We start from the raw sequence: 15446 nt of genomic DNA, 5'->3' as shown, positions 1-15446 counted from the left end.
GGTAAATTATCATCAGTAATGTAACAGTTGTTTCATCTATCTGGTTATGATTACGACATGAAGTGATTCTTTTCACCGCCCCGGCGGGAAACGAAAACCTCACCCCCAAAAGGAGATGATTCCGGATGCCCTCGCTGAACCTGGTCCTGGTCGAGCCGCAGATTCCCCAGAACACCGGCAACATCGCGCGCACCTGCGCGGCGACCGGCGCGCGGCTGCACCTGGTCGGGCCGATGGGCTTTTCGGTCGACGACCGCAAGCTCAAGCGGGCGGGGCTGGATTACTGGCACTATCTGGACATCAACTATTACCAGGGGCTCGAGGACTTCTTTTCGCGCACCAGCGGGAATTACTACTACTTCTCGACCAAGGCGCGGCAGGTCCATTCGGACGTTTCCTATCCCGACGAAAGCTATCTCCTTTTCGGACGGGAGGACGCCGGGCTGCCGGAGGAGTTGCTTTTTTCGCACCCGCAGCGCTGCGTGCGCATCCCCATGCAGCCCGGGCTGCGCAGCCTGAACCTCAGCAACAGCGCGGCCATCGCCGCCTATGAGGTGCTGCGGCAGTGGGGCTACCCCGCGCTGCAGAACAGCGGCCGGCTGACGAAATTTAACTGGGAGGACTACCATGAGTAAGATCAAGCTGATAACCGATACCACCTCGGATATCCCGTCCGCCCTCGCAAAGGAGCTCGGGATTGAAATTAAAAACATCCCCATCGCGATCGACGGCACGGGTTATCTCGAAGGGGTGGATTTCTCGAACGAGGAGTTCTACGAGCGTCTGCTCGCCGCCAAGGAGATCCCCGCCACCTCCCGGATCAACTGCGCGGAATACCTCGAATCCTTCACCCGCGCCGCCGCCGAGGGCTACACCGACCTGATCTGCGTGACCATCAACGGCAAGGGCTCGGGCACCCTCGAGTCGGCGCACCTGGCGCGCGAGCAGTTTCTGCGCGACGAGCCCGTCCTCGCCGCCGGGATGAAGATCACCATCATCGACTCGAAGAGCTACTCCCTGGGCTACGGCTACCCGGTGATGGAGGCGGCCAAGATGATTGCAGCGGGCGAGGCGCCCGGGGAGATCATCGCGTACATCCAGGACTGGGCGGACAGCGCCGAAATATTCCTGGCCTGCTATACGCTGGACTTTGCAAAAAAGAGCGGGCGGATCAGCTCGGCCGCCGCCTTTGTGGGCGAGCTGCTGGGCCTGCGCCCGATCATCCACATGGTGGACGGCGGCAACAACGTACTCGAGAAGGTGCGCGGGGATAAGAACGTCGTCCCGCGGGTGTGCGCGCTCTGCCAGAAGGCGATCGCCGCGGGCGGCGAGTATATCATCGTGCGCGGGATGCTCGATGAGCCCGCCGAGGAGCTTTCTGCCCTGCTCGAGGAAAAGCTCGGCTATCCGCCGAAGGGGGTCTATACCATCGGAGCCTCGGTTTCGATCAACGCCGGCCCAAGGATCATCGCGGTGGTGGTGCGCGGCCAGAAGCGCCCTCAGTAAGCAAAACAAAAAAGGAGCTGCGAAACGAATCGTTTCGCAGCTCCTTTTGACTTTTTTGTTATCCCAGCTCGTCCTCCCCGGGATAGGGGTATCCGATCCGGCGCAGGAAGTCCGCCATCTGCCAGCAATCGGCATAGCCGTACTCGTCCCCCGCATAGGCCTTCCTCGCCTGCCTGCCCTCGAACATTTCGTCGGTCCAGAGTGTGAGGTAACGCTCCACCTCCCCGGCATGAAAGCCGCCGATATAACGTTCCAGCTTCTCGGCGTCCCCCGACCAGGAGTCGTATTCCTCCCGCTCCATCCCATCCTCCCAGTAGTCCGGGATGGGACAGAAGCGGTCCTTTTCCACGCCGCAGCAGAACAGCCGGTACATCCAGAGCGCCTCGTCATGGATATGCAGGTAGAGCACGGCGTCGCCGTCCTCCTGGGAGGCGAACCGCGCGAAGGCCTCGCCCTCGGCGCAATCCTCGTTGAGCAGGATGAAGGTGCCGCGCTCCCGCGCAAAGCACATGCATTCCTGCGCAATCAGGGCGCATTCGTCCTCCTGCGAGCGCTTCTCGAACCGTTTGAGCAGCTCCTTAGCCGCCGGCACCTCCTGCCGCGCCAAAACCACCGCTTCCAAGAATAATCCCATCTTGGCACCTCCGTCCAAAAGCTCCATTTCCCGCATCAAACGGGCTCTTTCCAGCTGTGCTTCCCTGTCCTTCATCGGGCCTCCATGTCTACATTCTATCATCTTTTTGTAATGGTTTCAATCTGTCAAGGGACGGTATTCCATCCGGCATGCCATTCTTCCCATCATCCCATAGCATAACCAGTTGCGGCAAGGCGTTCTATCAAGACTGTGTAAAATTTCGCCGGACCAATTCTGCTAAGCCGAGCGCCGGCCAGATGTTGACCACAGTTCAAATCTGGGGCGCCGAACAAAAACACGAGCGCCCTTCCTGTCGGAAGGGCGCTCGCTTTTTGGAGGCGCCGACCAGATTTGAACTGGTGAATGAAGGTTTTGCAGACCTCTGCCTTACCTCTTGGCTACGGCGCCAGATAAATTTTGAAAGCGCGCGCCACTTTATCATCTAAAGTGGCGCGGCTTTTTGGAGCGGGTTACGAGGCTCGAACTCGCTACCTCCACCTTGGCAAGGTGGCGCTCTACCGGATGAGCTAAACCCGCATGTGTTGCACCGCTTTGAGAGAACTTACCGTTTTCACATCCGCTATGTGCATTTTATATCAGCCTATGCGGCTAATAGACGATTGGTGCCTTCGGTCGGAATCGAACCAACGACACGAGGATTTTCAGTCCTCTGCTCTACCAACTGAGCTACAAAGGCAAATGGGCGGCCCAGGCTTCTCCTGAACCACAAGCTCTGCCATAAAAGAAAATTGGCGACCCGGATGAACGGGCTCTACCCGCGGCCTAAAATCGTGCCACTGGCACGATTCCCCCGCTCTTGCAAGCGGTCGGCCGTTCTCGCCCCATCCGGGACAGGAACCGTGCGAAAAGGCAAATTGGCGACCCGGATGGGGCTCGAACCCACGACCTCTAGCGTGACAGGCTAGCGTTCTAACCAACTGAACTACCGGGCCAGATAACTGCAAGACCTGACAAACGCAGGCTTCCAACATATAGAAAAGCGCCTTTCAGCGACGAAATTTATTATACTATACCCTCGATTCGTTGTCAACCCGCTTTTACCAAATTTATCAGAAAAACCACTTTCGCAGCTCCCCTTTATTATATGCGCTCCACCACAAAAAAACACTGTGCCTAAAAAATTTTAAAACGCTGCTGCGGGAATTGCCTGCCACAAGGATAAAGCGGCCCCGGCGGATGATGTCCGCCGGGGCCGCCTTGATCGTTTATCCGTTCTCGGCCTGCTTTTGGGTAAACTCCAAATTGTCGAAGGACACGGCGTGGATCACCCCGTCCCCGGTCTCGACATACTCGAGCGTCACCTGGTCCCCCTCCCTGGTGATGGCCAGCTCGTCGCTGACGGTGCTGTCCGCGATGAAGATCACATCCTGCTTGCTGTCCAGAATCAGCTTGTAAATCTCCTGCTTCTCGCTCTGCTCAGAGGCGATGCGCAGCACCGCGCCGGTGGCCTTCTCAGTTTCGGCCGATTCCTGCAGCGCGGCCGAGCTGCCGCCGTTGCGCAGCGCCTGGCTGTAATCCCTGCGCGCGTCGGCGATGGTCTCCCCGGTGCCGACGGTGGAATAGTTAACCACCGACACGAAGGCGTACTGCTTGATCAGCCCCGCGTTGTCCTTGAGGGTCATGAAGTAGGTCGGCTGCCCGTCGAGGTTGATGATGATCGGGAAGGAGGCGTCATATTTGAGGTTTTGCACCTTCCCCTCGGCCGAGCGCTGGCCCATGTCCTCGGTCGCGCCGTTGATCTGGTAGCGGATGGGCTCCTTGGTCACCATATCCACCATCATGAAGCCGATGGCGCTCTCGTCCCGCCCGACGCTGGTGAGCCCGGTGAAGAGGTAGCAGTTGCCGCCGTTGTAGACGATGTTGTGCCCCTCGCTCTGGCGGAACTTGTCCTTGTCGGCAAAGTTAAAGATGCCGTGCACATAGGCGCCCTGGTTGTTGATCTGGTTGAGGATAAAGTCCTCGGGCTGCACCCGGTCCACCCACTCGGGCACGTCGGCGATGGAATACTTCTCCTTCTCCCCGGTGGTCGCGTTGACCACGATCACCCCGGTCGCCTCGGGCAGGGCAAAGCCCCGGCGGTTGCGGTAGGTGCTCACCACCCAGTAGGGCTGCCCGTTATCGTCCAGCTCGAAGGAATAGTCCACGATCCCCTCAAACAGCGCTCCACCGAAGCGCACGTTGCGCTTGAGATCGTGCAGCAGGTAGCTGTTCGGCTGGATTTTGATCTTATGGTCCTCCACATAGCTGACGTCATTGACGTTGGTGGCCGAAACGGTGATGTACCCCGCGCTGCCCGACATGTTGGTCAGCCACTTGAAGAAGCCGGAATGCTGCAGCGGCACCGCCCAGATCAGCTTGCCGTCCACCATCTGGATGGTCGGCTCGCCCAGGACCACCTGGCTGCCCAGCGAGGGCTTCTCGCCCAGCTTCTTGTTGGCCAGGTTATAGGCGAGCTCCTGGTCCACGATCGGCACCTGGGACATGTCCACCGCCTGGATGTCGCTGGAGAACTCCCGCTCCTGCACCTCGCCCAGCTGGTCGCGGTAAGCCCCCCAGCTGATCAGGGGGGAGGAGATGATCATCATGACCGCCAGGAATGCCCAGGGCGCCGCGATGATGAACTTGACGACTTTCGGAAACTTGCACTTGGGCACATAGTTAAAGGGCCGCTGCGCCCCGCTCATCCCCGCCTCCAGCCGCTGGAAGGTGAACTCCCCAAAGTGGAAGAGCGCCCAGATCAGCAGATACAGCGAGATCACAAGAGCCCAGAAGATGGCTCCTTCGGAATAGAAGGGGCTCAAATTCACCGACTCCACAAAAACATAAAGGGCCAACAGCAGCGTAACCGCTCCATAAACGCCCAGTCTAACCTTTTTCACTTCTTTCCCTCCAATTAACGGATGGTAAACAGTATATCACATCTCGGCCGCCTGTGGGCCGATTTAACGAAAACTTAATACTTGGCCTGGTACCGGCAGCCCTGCACGCTGTCCCGGCGGCGCAGCTCCTTGTCGATCTCGTTGAGCACGCAGAGCTTTTTGCGGCTCCACTGCGGGCCCAGCAGCTCCCCGGGCGCGCCGTCGCCGGTCAGGCGCTGGATCACCGTCTGTGGCGGCAGCAGCTCGAGCTGGTCGCAGATAATGTCCACATATTCCTCCCTCGAGAGCAGCCGCAGCTCCCCGCGCTCATAGCGCTCGCCGATCACGGTGCCGCGCACCGCGTAGAGCAGATGGAGCTTGAGCGCGTCCACCCGAAGCTCCCCGACCTTTCTGGCGCTCTCGGCCATCATCCCCCGGTCCTCCCCCGGCAGCCCGTCGATCAGGTGGACGCAGACGGCGATTCCCCGCTCGCGCAGCCTCCAGAAGCACTCGAGGAACTCCTCCCAGGTGTGCTGGCAGTTGAGCGCCGCCGCCGTCCTGTCGTGGCAGGTCTGCACCCCGAGCTCGACGCTCAGATCGGTGCGCCGGGCCAGCTCTCCGAGATAGTCCAACGCCTCGGGCGCGATGGCGTCCGGGCGGGTGGCGATACTGAGCCCCACCGTGTCCGGCAGCGCCAGCGCCGCCTCATAGAGCTCCCGCAGCCGCCACAGCGGCGCAAAGGTCCCGGTAAAGGCCTGGAAGTAGGGGATGTACTTTGCCTGCGGCCATTTCTTCACCGTTCCCGCGCGCACCTGCCGCGCCTGCTGCGCGATGGGCAGGGCAGCGTCTCCGGCGAACTCCCCGCTGCCCGCGCCCGAGCAAAAATCGCAGCCGCCCACCCCCTTGGTGCCGTCCCGGTTGGGGCAGGAAAACCCTCCCGACAGCGGGATCCGGCAGACCTTGCAGCCGTAGCGGTGCCGCAGGTAATAGTCATAGGTGTGGTAGCGCTTGCCCCGGTCGGAGTAGGCGAACGCCTCCTGCATACTGCTCCCTCCCGGTTTTCTCCCTTGCACGATGCAGGCCGTTGATGAAATCAACGGCCTGCATCCCTTCATCCTTGTCGTTATTCTTCCGAAGAATCCTCAGGGGAACTCTCAGTGGAGGAATCCTCCTCAAAGCCGTCATCCTCCGGCTCATCGGAAGAGCTCTCCCCGGCGCTGGACGAGCCGTCCTCCTGTGAGGAGGATGCCAAAGCCCCTTCCTCCCCTTCGCCGTAGACGCCGCCCTCCCCGTCCGGAAGCGTCTCGTCCTCCCCGACGCTGGCGATCGCCCCGTCGGGAACCGAAGCCTCGGTCCCGTAGCCGACCTGCTTCTCGGGCGGCGGGTCCTTGATGGCGGTCAGCTGATAATGCTTATCCAGCCTTTTCAGCTCATAGATCATAAACTTGTGCGGGTCGGGCTCGGTCTTGTTCCCGGCGATGTCGGTGTTCCAGGCGGTGCCCGGCGGGATATATCCCACCAACAGGGAATAGGTGTCCCCGTCGCGGGTGATCTCGTCCACGCGCGGGGTATACAGCGCGCTGGCGCTCATGACCGGCACATGGTAGGCCTTGGTGGCCTCGTTGTACTCATAGGAGATGCCGAAGTCCGAGAAGGACTGGTGCTCGAGCTCAAGCTCGGGCCCGAACAGCTGGGTCGAGGTCACGTCCACGTCCGAGGAGGGGACGATCAGGTTGCCCTGCGCGTCGAAGGGATAGGTCTCCCGCTTGTCGCCGAGCATGGTCGCCCAGAGCGCGGCCTGCAGCACGGTGAACTTATCCAGCGTCGTCACGTCCTCGAAGGGCGGCGGGTCGAACATCAGCACCGGCTGGATGATCTTCTCAAACTTCTGCTTCTCCCGCGAATTATCGAGAATCTGCGAGGTCAGGTTGACGCCCAAAATGATCAGCGCCACCAGCCCTGCCGCGGCGAGGATGAGCACCAGCGCCCCGATGGGGGCGGCGGCCCTGTTTTTGCGCCGCCGGTGCACCTCGCGCAGAGAATTGTATTCCGTCATCGTCAATTCCTTTCGTGATACCGGTTTGCGGGTTTCCCCGCGACTACTAGCCAGTATACCACATTGGCGCGTATTCTTTCAAGCAAAGCCCTTAGAATTCACAAACGGTTCAAGTTTGCGCTCAGCGCACCTGCCCGCTGCCGAAGAGGATATATTTGTCGGTGGTCAGCTCCCGCAGCCCCATCGGCCCGCGGATATGCAGCTTCTGGGTGGAGATGCCGATCTCCGCCCCCAGCCCGAAGACCCCCCCGTCGGTGAACCGGGTCGAGGCATTGACATAAACCGCCGCCGCGTCCACCCTTGCCGTGAAAATTTCGGCGCTTTCATAGCTTTCGGTCACGATGCATTCCGAGTGGCCCGAGGAGTAGCGCGCGATGTGCAAAAGCGCCTCCTCCATGTTCTCCACCACCCGGCAGGCGAGGATGTAGTCGCCGTATTCGGTCTCCCAGTCCGTCTCGTTTGCCTTCTTGATCCCCGGCAGGATCTCACAGCTGCGCGCATCCCCGCGCCACTCCACGTTTGCGTGCGCCAGCGCCGCCTTCGCCGCCGGCAGGAAGCGTCCGGCAATGTCCCGATGGACCAACACCGTCTCGCAGGCGTTGCAGACCGACGGGCGGGAGGTCTTGGCGTTGTCCAGGATCCTCACCGCCATCTCGAGGTCGGCGTGCGCGTCGATATAGGTGTGGCAGTTGCCCACCCCGGTTTCGATCACCGGGACGGTGGCGTTCTCCACCACCGTGCGGATCAGCCCGGCGCCCCCGCGCGGGATGAGCAGGTCGAGGTAGCCGTTTAAGGTCATCATGGCGTTCGCGCTCTCGCGGGTGGTATCCTCCACCAGCAGGATGCAGTCCCCGGGCAGGCCCGCCTTGTCCAGCGCGCCGCGCATGACGTTTGCCAGCGCGATGTTCGAGCGGATCGCCTCCTTCGAGCCGCGCAGCAGGCAGACGTTGCCCGACTTGAGGCAGAGCGCCGCCGCGTCCACCGTGACGTTCGGCCGCGCCTCATAGATCATCCCGACCACCCCGAAGGGCACCTTGGTCTTAACGAGCCGGATCCCGTTTTCCAAGGTCCGCCCGCTCTCCACCACCCCGACGGGGTCCTGGAGCATGACGATCTCCTCCACCGCCGCGGCGATGCCCTCGATCCGTTCCCCGCTCAGCTGTAGTCTGTCGAGGAAAGCCTTTGTCATCCCGCGCTCGCGCGCGGCGGCCATGTCCGCCCCGTTTTCTTTTAAAATCGCGGGCGCGTTTTCGCGCAGCGCCGCAGCGATCGCGCGCAGCGCTTTGTCCCGCTGGGCCGCGCCCGCGCAGGAGAGGACCCGGCTCGCGGCCTTCGCGCGCTTGCCCAAGCTGATTAAATCCACCATTTCAAAGCCCTCCTCGTCTAGGCCGTCACATTTTCCGGTTTTGCCTGCCTGCTGTAAAAGCGTGTTCCGACCGACTCCCCTTCGAGCAGCCGGTAGATCAGCGCCGGGTCGGTGCCCGACATCACCACCGTGTCGATCCCGGCTTCCCCGGCGACCTCGGCGGCATGAATCTTGGTGATCATCCCGCCGGTCCCCCGCGCGCTGCCCGCGCCGTGGGCGATCGAGAGGATGTAATCGTCGATCTCGGTCACCGCCCGGATCAGGGTGGCGTCGGGGTTGGTGCGCGGGTTGTCGGTATAGAGCCCGTCGATGTCCGAAAGGATGATGAGCAAGTCGGCGTCGCACAGGGTGGCCACCACTGCCGAAAGGGTGTCGTTGTCTCCGAATTCGATCTCCTCGACCGCCACCGTGTCGTTCTCGTTGACCACCGGGATCACCCCATACTCCAGCAGGCGGGAGAAGGTGTTGCGGCAGAGCGCACACCGCCGCTCGTCCTCCACCACGTCCCGGGTGAGCAGCACCTGGGAGATGACGTGGTTGTATTCGGAAAATTGCCGGTCGTAGATGTACATCAGCTCGCACTGGCCGATGGCGGCGGCCGCCTGCTTGGAGCGGGTATCCGACGGGCGCTCCTTGAGCCCGAGCTTGCCCACCCCGACGCCGATGGCGCCCGAGGTGACCAGGACGATCTCCTTGCCCATATTTTTGAGGTCGGCCAGCACCTTGACGAACTGCTCGATCCGGCGGATGTTGATCAGCCCGCTCGGATGGGTGAGCGTCGAGGTTCCGACCTTGACCACGATCCGGTTTGCCGCTTTGATTTCCATTTCACTCAAACTCCCCTTAAGCTCGCGCCCGCGCGCGGACCGGCCGCGGCCCGGGCGAAAAATGGCCTCTGCCATAAAAATGCTGTAATGGCCGTCATGCGGCTATTATAGCATACACCGCTTTGCGTTTCATCCCCTTTTTTCCGATTTCCTGCATTTCTTCCTCTTTCGCGCCGGCGCGCGCATATAATCGGGGCGTTGGGTTCATATATTTAGAAGGTAACCAGCAAAGCTATTTTTGAGGGGGTCTGCCCTGTGGGCGTCATCAAACTGCGTGAACTTCTGCTTTCCCTGGCCGCGTCGGCCGCCGCCTCGCTGCTCGGCACATTGCTCGGCGGCGATATGTCAAGCGCCTACCATGCCATGAACCTGCCCGCCCTGGCTCCGCCGGCGGCGGTCTTTCCCATCGTCTGGACCATCCTCTATGTGCTGATGGCCCTCGCGCTGTACCATCTGCTGATCACCCCGCAGACCGACTACTACCTGCGGCGCAGCACCCTGGTGCTCTATTTTTCGGGGCTTCTGCTCAGCGCCCTGTGGCCGGGCGCCTTTTTTAGGCTCGGGCAGTACACCCTCTCCTTCTTTATGATCGTGGCCATGATCGCGCTGGGGGTGCTCACCGTCACCCGCATGCGCCGCATCTGCGAGCGCAGCGCCTGGCTCTACCTGCCCTACCTCGTCTGGCTGGTCTATGCGCTCTATCTGTGCTATGGGGTGGCGCGGCTGAACCGTTGATTATTTCGCCGCCATGATGTACACTAAGGAAAAGAGCAAAAGGAGAAACTCTCATGCTGTTAAAAAACGCGGAAGTATATCATACCGATTTTACCTTTCATAAGGCCGACATCCTGATGGAGGACGGCGAAATCAAGTCCGTCGCCCCCTCCCTCCCCGGAACGGGCGAGGACCTTGGCGGGCTGCGGGTGATCCCGGGGCTTTTGGACATTCATTCCCACGGCTGCGTCGGGTGCGACTGGTCGCGCGGGGGCGAGGACAATTACTACAAGATGGCCCGCTACTACGCCGAAAACGGGGTGACCTCCCTGCTCGCGACCACCATGTCCCTGCCGGCGGACACCCTCGATTCCATCATGCACGAGCTGCGCGCCTTCATCGCCGCCCCCCGCAAGGGCGCAAAGGTGCTGGGGATCAACATGGAGGGCCCCTTCTTCTCCAAGGAAAAGAAGGGCGCGCAAAACGAGGCGAACCTGATCGATCCGGACGCCGGCCTCTTCCGGCGGCTGCAGGAGGCTTCGGGGAACCATATCCTGCTGTGCGACATCGCGCCCGAGCTGCCCGGGGCCGAAGAATTCATCAAGGCGCTGAAGGATGAGGTGCGCATCTCTTTGGCCCACACCGCCGCCGGCTATGACACCGCCATGCACGCCGTCTCGCTGGGCGCGCGCCACGCCACCCACCTCTACAACGCCATGACTCCCTTCACCCACCGCTCCCCTGGCGTGGTGGGCGCCGTCTTTGACAGCGACATCGACGCCGAGATGATCTCGGACGGGATCCATCTGGACCCCGCCGTGGTGCGGATCACCTTTAAGGTGCTCGGGCCGGGGCGGATCGCGCTGATCTCGGACAGCATGGAGGCCTGCGGCATGCCCAACGGCATGTACGAGCTGGGCGGCCAGGCGGTCACCGTTAAGGACGGGCTGGCCACCATCGCCAGCGGCTCGATCGCGGGCAGCGCCACCAACCAGTTCGAGTGCATGCGCCGGGCCATCCGCTTCGGGGTGCGCGAGGAGGACGCAATCCGCGCCGCCACCCATTCCCCCGCCCGGATGATCGGGATGCAGGACAGGGTCGGCGTGATCGCCCCGGGAGCCGTCGCCGACCTGGTGGTGGTGGACCGGGATTATGACATCAAGGCCGTCTATACCGCGGGCGAGCGGCTCGCCTAAATACCATGAAACAATTGGGAGGCCAGCGTCTTTGACGCTGGCCTCCCCTTTTCAGCTTTCCGGACGGGACGCTTCCCCCGGCCCTCAGGCGTTCACACCGGATAGGGTATAAGGGTGCCCGGAAAAGACCTTCAGCACCGGCACCGCCACCGTGCCAAGGCCCGTAATGTCGGCGCTCCCCCACTCCCAGGCGCTGGCAGCGCCGCCGGGGCTGAGAAAGCTAAAAGTATCCTGCTGTCCCGCCGCCACCTCGTAAATGCCTGATATCGCAGAACTGTTACTGTTCGTTATACCGCTAACCGTCCGGATATAGGAGAGTGCCGGCAGCGACGGGTCGGTAATGTTCTGGTAGCCGATTCCGTCGATTACGCAGAGATCGTTCATGCTCCCGTTGATGGTGCCCGCGTAGTTGGTCCCGTAGGCCTTGACCGAATAGGGGATGGCGTAGCACCGGCGCACAGTCGAGTAATCCGGCCCGGCATGGCTGGAGAAGGAACCGGCCAGCCCGCCGGCGTAACAGGCCTGCAAGGTGATCCCGGCTGCATAGCAGTCCTCCACTGTCGAGTTCATTGGCTGAGACACAAGGCCGCCCGCCGAAGACTGGGGATTTTCAGCCGTCTGGACGGTCGCAACGAACTGCCCGCCGAGTGCGAAGCAGCGCCGCAGCGCCGAGTCGTAGCACCCCGCCGCAATCGCACCGGCCATTCCCCGGGGTGTCGACAGGTTTGCGCCGACCACCCCGAGGTTTTGCACCGTGGCCCCCTCGATGGCCCCGAACAGGCCGGACCGGTCCCTCCCCGTGCAGGTGAGCCCGCTCACGGTGTAGCCGTTCCCATCATAGGTTCCGGTGAAGCTGTCCTGACTGTTTCCGCCCAGCGGCGTCCAGTTGGCGTAGCCGCCGAGATCCAGGTCCGCCATCTGCACGAACTTCTTGTCCAGATGCGCGTTCACATGCTGCAGCTGCTGCGGGCTCGCCACCGCGAAGGGGACTGTTTCCCCGTCGCCGTAGAGGAAGCCGCCCGCCGTCCCGGACGGACAACCGCAGCTGAAAGGGGCTTCAAACTCCCGGCTGACCGTATGGGGCCGCTCGAATCCCGCGCGCTGGGGGTCGACGTTGGCCGTGACCTCCAGCAAATAGCTTTTGGGCGCGGCGATGTCATAGTCGGCGGGCAGGAAGACGCCGCTGTCTCCCTTTGCAGCGTCCACAGTGCCGAGCGCAGCGCCGCTGTCCTTCTCCTTGAGCGTAAAGGTATAATCCTTGGCGCGGGCGGAGCCGGTGAAGGTGATTTCGAAGCCGCGCTGCGGCAGGCTTCCGTCCGAGCCGGCGCGTGTGCTGGTCGCGCTGCGCAGCGAAAGGCCCAGCGTCTCCCCCTGCGCGAGCGCCGGCACCCCCGTCAAGGCCAGCAGCGCGGCCGCCTGGGCTACGCAAACAAACCGCTTGATCATGCCATTCCCTCCGTTTCAAAAATGACCGATAGTATAGGTATCAACCTATCGTCCGGCGTGGGGGATGGAGGCAAAAAACGGTAGATTTGCTTGCATTTCCCGGAAAAACAGGATATAATTAGGTGAAGATTTCCAATTGCTGGGCAAAACCCGGCTATCAGATAGGAAGAAAAACGCAAAGAAGGCCCATAGCTACCTATACTATCGGTCTTCTTTTTTTAAGCGGTCGCGCACAAAAAAAGCCGCGGCAATGCCGCGGCTTTTTTCGTTCTATTTGGGTATCAATGGTTCTTACTTGTGGTCGACCTTGTTCATGTGCTCGATGAGCATCAGGACCTTGTTGGAATAGCCCCACTCGTTGTCGTACCAGGAAACCAGCTTGACGAACTTGTCGGTCAGGGCGATACCGGCCTTCGCATCGAAGATGGAGGTGTGCGGGTCGGTGATGAAGTCGGAAGAGACGACCATATCCTCGGTGTAAGCGAGGATGCCCTTCATCTCGTTCTCAGAAGCCTTCTTGACCGCGGCGCAAATCTCATCGTAGGAAGCGGGCTTCGCGAGGTTGACGGTCAGGTCAACAACCGAAACGTCCAGGGTCGGAACGCGGAACGCCATACCGGTCAGCTTGCCGTTGAGCTCGGGGATGACCTTGCCGACCGCCTTCGCAGCGCCGGTGGAGGACGGGATGATGTTGCCCGCAGCGGCGCGGCCGCCTCTCCAGTCCTTCTTGGAAGGGCCGTCAACGGTCTTCTGGGTGGCGGTGGTGGAATGAACGGTGGTCATCAGGCCGTCGACGATACCGAAGTTGTCGTTGATGACCTTGGCCAGAGGCGCCAGGCAGTTGGTGGTGCAGGACGCATTGGAAACCACGTCCATGCTCTTGTCGTATTTATCATTGTTGACGCCCATGACGAACATCGGGGCATCCTTGCTGGGGGCAGAGATGACAACCTTCTTCGCGCCGGCCTTCAGGTGGGCGGAAGCCTTGTCGACGGTGGTGAACACGCCGGTGGACTCCACGACGTACTCAGCGCCGCACTCGCCCCACGGAATCTCCTCAGGGTTCATCTTGTCAAAAACGCAGATCTCCTTGCCGTTGACGCAGAGCTTGTCGCCCTTGATCTCGGCGGTGCCGTCGAAACGGCCATGGATGGAGTCATACTTGGTCATATAGACCATGTAGTCCAGCGCGATGAACGGATCGTTGACACCCACGACCTCATACACATCAGGCTGCGCCATTGCCGCGCGGAAAACAAGACGTCCGATACGGCCGAAACCATTAATACCAATTTTAATTGCCATTGGAATCTACCTCCCATATTTTAAGCTGATTCTATTCTATACCATATTTGTGAAAACTACAAGCCGATTGACAAACTTTTAACCTCTTTTTTAAAATTTTGTAATATCTGCGCAGCGCCGTCCCGGCCGCATGCAAGCGAAAAGATTGCAAGCCCGGCGCACATCATGTATAATGGGTTCCGGAATACATAAACAAATAGAGAGAAAAGCAAAAATCAACACTGTTTGGGGAAATGAAAATATGGGAATATGGGAGGACTGCCCGCATGCGCGGACGGTTATTGATCTGTATGACGACTCCAGCCAACCGACCGCGGTGGTGGACGAAGAACTGCGTATAGTCTGGACGAACAAACGCGCGCTCGCGCTCTACGGCAGCTTCAAGGTTCCGGACGGGCTTTCGTCCATGCTCTCGGCGGAGGACCGCCATCGGGTGGGCGAGGAGCTTTGCGCAGACCGCAGCGTGACGGTCAGCACCGGGCGGCTGCCGCTGGGCACCACCGAGCTCTTCTTCGTGCCGTTTTGCACATTCGGGGGAACCCGATTTGCGCTCGTCCACCTCAGCCCGGCCAACGCGCAGGGCACCGCGCTCGACCCGCTGGGTGCCAACCGGGTGGTGTCCACCTTCTCCAACCAGCTGCGCGGGCCGCTCTCCTCCATCTTCGCCTCCCTCTCGGCCATGTCCCGGATGGAGGAGCTCAAAAAGGAGCGCTCGCTGCGCGAGCATCTGCTGCACATCAACCAGAACAGCTATAAGATTCTGCGCCACTGCGTGAATCTCACCGAATATACCCGCTTTACCAGCGCCATCAACCCCTTCGAGCCGGTCACGGTCGACCTGCGCGAGCTGCTGCGCCAGCTCGGGGATGCCGTCCAAATGCTGGCGCAGGACCTGGGAATCCCGCTGCACGTCTCGCTGCCCGAGAGGCCGCTGCTCTGCCAGTGCGACCAGGAAAAGCTGCAAAACGCCCTGCTCAACGTGCTCTCGAATTCGCTGCGCTATACCCGCTCGGACAACGAAATCACCCTCGCGCTCGAGGAGGTTTCCGGCAGCGCTCGGATCACCGTGACGGACCGTGGGCTCGGGATCGAGCCGGAAATCTATCCTTATATCTGCGACCCCTTCTTCAGCCACGATCCGACCGGCTACGAGGCCGCGGGCGGAGGCTTGGGGCTGACGGTGGCCAAGCTCTCGATGGCCGCCCACGGCGGGACCTTGATGATCGACTCGGTGGAGGGCAGCGGCACCAAGGTGGTGCTCACCCTCCCCCTGCGCCAGAAGCAGGAGGGCTTTTCGGGCGAGGGCGTGCTGCGCGCGCCGAACAGCGCCGACTATATTTGTGACCGTTTCTCGCCGGTGCACATCCTGCTCGCCGACGTCTGCCGCACCCCCGAGCCCTGATTTTGCCCGGCTCCTCTTGCAATGCGGCGGTGAATCCTGTATAATTCTGGTAGACGCTGCCGGATTTTAGGGGTAAGGCCCGGCGGCGCTTGGGGATAGGGCGGTGTCCGATGGG

Annotated in this window: 13 protein-coding genes and 4 tRNA genes; 5 read left to right on the top strand and 12 right to left on the bottom strand. The window is 61.2% G+C overall.

Features of this window, described 5'->3' with window-relative positions; translation table 11 throughout:
* Positions 1–125 precede the first annotated feature (125 nt).
* Both EDD78_RS10585 and EDD78_RS10580 read left to right on the top strand, forming a co-directional pair.
* Positions 126–635 carry a tRNA (cytidine(34)-2'-O)-methyltransferase gene (locus tag EDD78_RS10585; RefSeq protein ID WP_132084908.1) on the top strand — a complete coding sequence of 170 codons (510 nt, stop codon included), beginning with the start codon at positions 126–128 and terminating at the stop codon, positions 633–635.
* Positions 628–1506 (top strand): DegV family protein, encoded by an 879-nt coding sequence (locus tag EDD78_RS10580; protein ID WP_132084907.1) that lies wholly within the window; start codon positions 628–630, stop codon positions 1504–1506. Before EDD78_RS10585 ends, EDD78_RS10580 begins: the two co-directional genes overlap by 8 nt.
* 58 nt (positions 1507–1564) lie before the next feature.
* Here the strand turns inward: EDD78_RS10580 and EDD78_RS10575 are convergent, their stop codons facing one another.
* The 10 genes from EDD78_RS10575 to proB form a co-directional block, all read right to left on the bottom strand.
* On the bottom strand, positions 1565–2140 hold the full coding sequence (locus EDD78_RS10575) for a hypothetical protein (RefSeq protein ID WP_132084906.1): 576 nt from the start codon (positions 2138–2140) through the stop codon (positions 1565–1567).
* A 333-nt stretch (positions 2141–2473) separates the two neighbouring features.
* Positions 2474–2548: transfer RNA gene (locus EDD78_RS10570), tRNA-Cys, on the bottom strand.
* 53 nt (positions 2549–2601) lie between these two features.
* Positions 2602–2677: transfer RNA gene (locus EDD78_RS10565), tRNA-Gly, on the bottom strand.
* Positions 2678–2761: 84 nt separating this feature from the next.
* Positions 2762–2837: transfer RNA gene (locus EDD78_RS10560), tRNA-Phe, on the bottom strand.
* A 179-nt stretch (positions 2838–3016) separates the two neighbouring features.
* A tRNA-Asp gene (locus tag EDD78_RS10555) sits at positions 3017–3093 on the bottom strand.
* A 273-nt stretch (positions 3094–3366) separates the two neighbouring features.
* Positions 3367–5040, bottom strand: a complete 1674-nt coding sequence (locus EDD78_RS10550) for a hypothetical protein (RefSeq protein ID WP_286170854.1) — start codon at positions 5038–5040, stop codon at positions 3367–3369.
* Between the two features lie 74 nt (positions 5041–5114).
* Entirely contained in the window at positions 5115–6062 is a 948-nt protein-coding gene (gene mnmL / locus EDD78_RS10545) for a tRNA modification radical SAM protein MnmL/YtqA (RefSeq protein ID WP_132084905.1), read from the bottom strand.
* Between the two features lie 80 nt (positions 6063–6142).
* A complete protein-coding gene (locus EDD78_RS10540; protein WP_132084904.1) occupies positions 6143–7075 on the bottom strand; it encodes a hypothetical protein in 933 nt (310 codons plus the stop codon).
* A gap of 121 nt (positions 7076–7196) precedes the next feature.
* Positions 7197–8441 (bottom strand): glutamate-5-semialdehyde dehydrogenase, encoded by a 1245-nt coding sequence (locus tag EDD78_RS10535; RefSeq protein WP_132084903.1) that lies wholly within the window; start codon positions 8439–8441, stop codon positions 7197–7199.
* A 17-nt stretch (positions 8442–8458) separates the two neighbouring features.
* Positions 8459–9268: a glutamate 5-kinase gene (proB, locus tag EDD78_RS10530; protein ID WP_079698657.1), complete on the bottom strand. Its 810-nt coding sequence runs from the start codon at positions 9266–9268 to the stop codon at positions 8459–8461.
* Between the two features lie 255 nt (positions 9269–9523).
* Between proB and EDD78_RS10525 the strand changes: the two genes are divergently transcribed.
* Both EDD78_RS10525 and nagA read left to right on the top strand, forming a co-directional pair.
* Positions 9524–10003 carry a TspO/MBR family protein gene (locus tag EDD78_RS10525; protein ID WP_159448936.1) on the top strand — a complete coding sequence of 160 codons (480 nt, stop codon included), beginning with the start codon at positions 9524–9526 and terminating at the stop codon, positions 10001–10003.
* A gap of 53 nt (positions 10004–10056) precedes the next feature.
* The gene (gene nagA, locus EDD78_RS10520) at positions 10057–11178 is read left to right on the top strand and encodes an N-acetylglucosamine-6-phosphate deacetylase (RefSeq protein WP_132084902.1); all 1122 of its coding nucleotides are present in this window, start codon (positions 10057–10059) and stop codon (positions 11176–11178) included.
* Between the two features lie 84 nt (positions 11179–11262).
* Here nagA and EDD78_RS10515 read toward each other — a convergent pair whose 3' ends face one another.
* Positions 11263–12624, bottom strand: coding sequence for a hypothetical protein (locus tag EDD78_RS10515; protein ID WP_132084901.1), 1362 nt, complete (start codon positions 12622–12624; stop codon positions 11263–11265).
* 291 nt (positions 12625–12915) lie between these two features.
* Positions 12916–13929, bottom strand: a complete 1014-nt coding sequence (gap, locus tag EDD78_RS10510; RefSeq protein WP_132084900.1) for a type I glyceraldehyde-3-phosphate dehydrogenase — start codon at positions 13927–13929, stop codon at positions 12916–12918.
* 241 nt (positions 13930–14170) lie between these two features.
* Here gap and EDD78_RS10505 point away from each other — a divergent pair, with 241 nt between their 5' ends.
* Positions 14171–15331, top strand: a complete 1161-nt coding sequence (locus EDD78_RS10505; protein ID WP_159448935.1) for a sensor histidine kinase — start codon at positions 14171–14173, stop codon at positions 15329–15331.
* The last annotated feature ends 115 nt before the right edge of the window (positions 15332–15446 follow it).

Source organism: Harryflintia acetispora (genome assembly GCA_004340125.1).
GTDB lineage: Bacteria > Bacillota > Clostridia > Oscillospirales > Ruminococcaceae > Harryflintia > Harryflintia acetispora.
The sequence above is the reverse complement of the archived record's forward strand: the minus strand, read 5'-3'. Positions and strand labels throughout refer to the sequence as shown.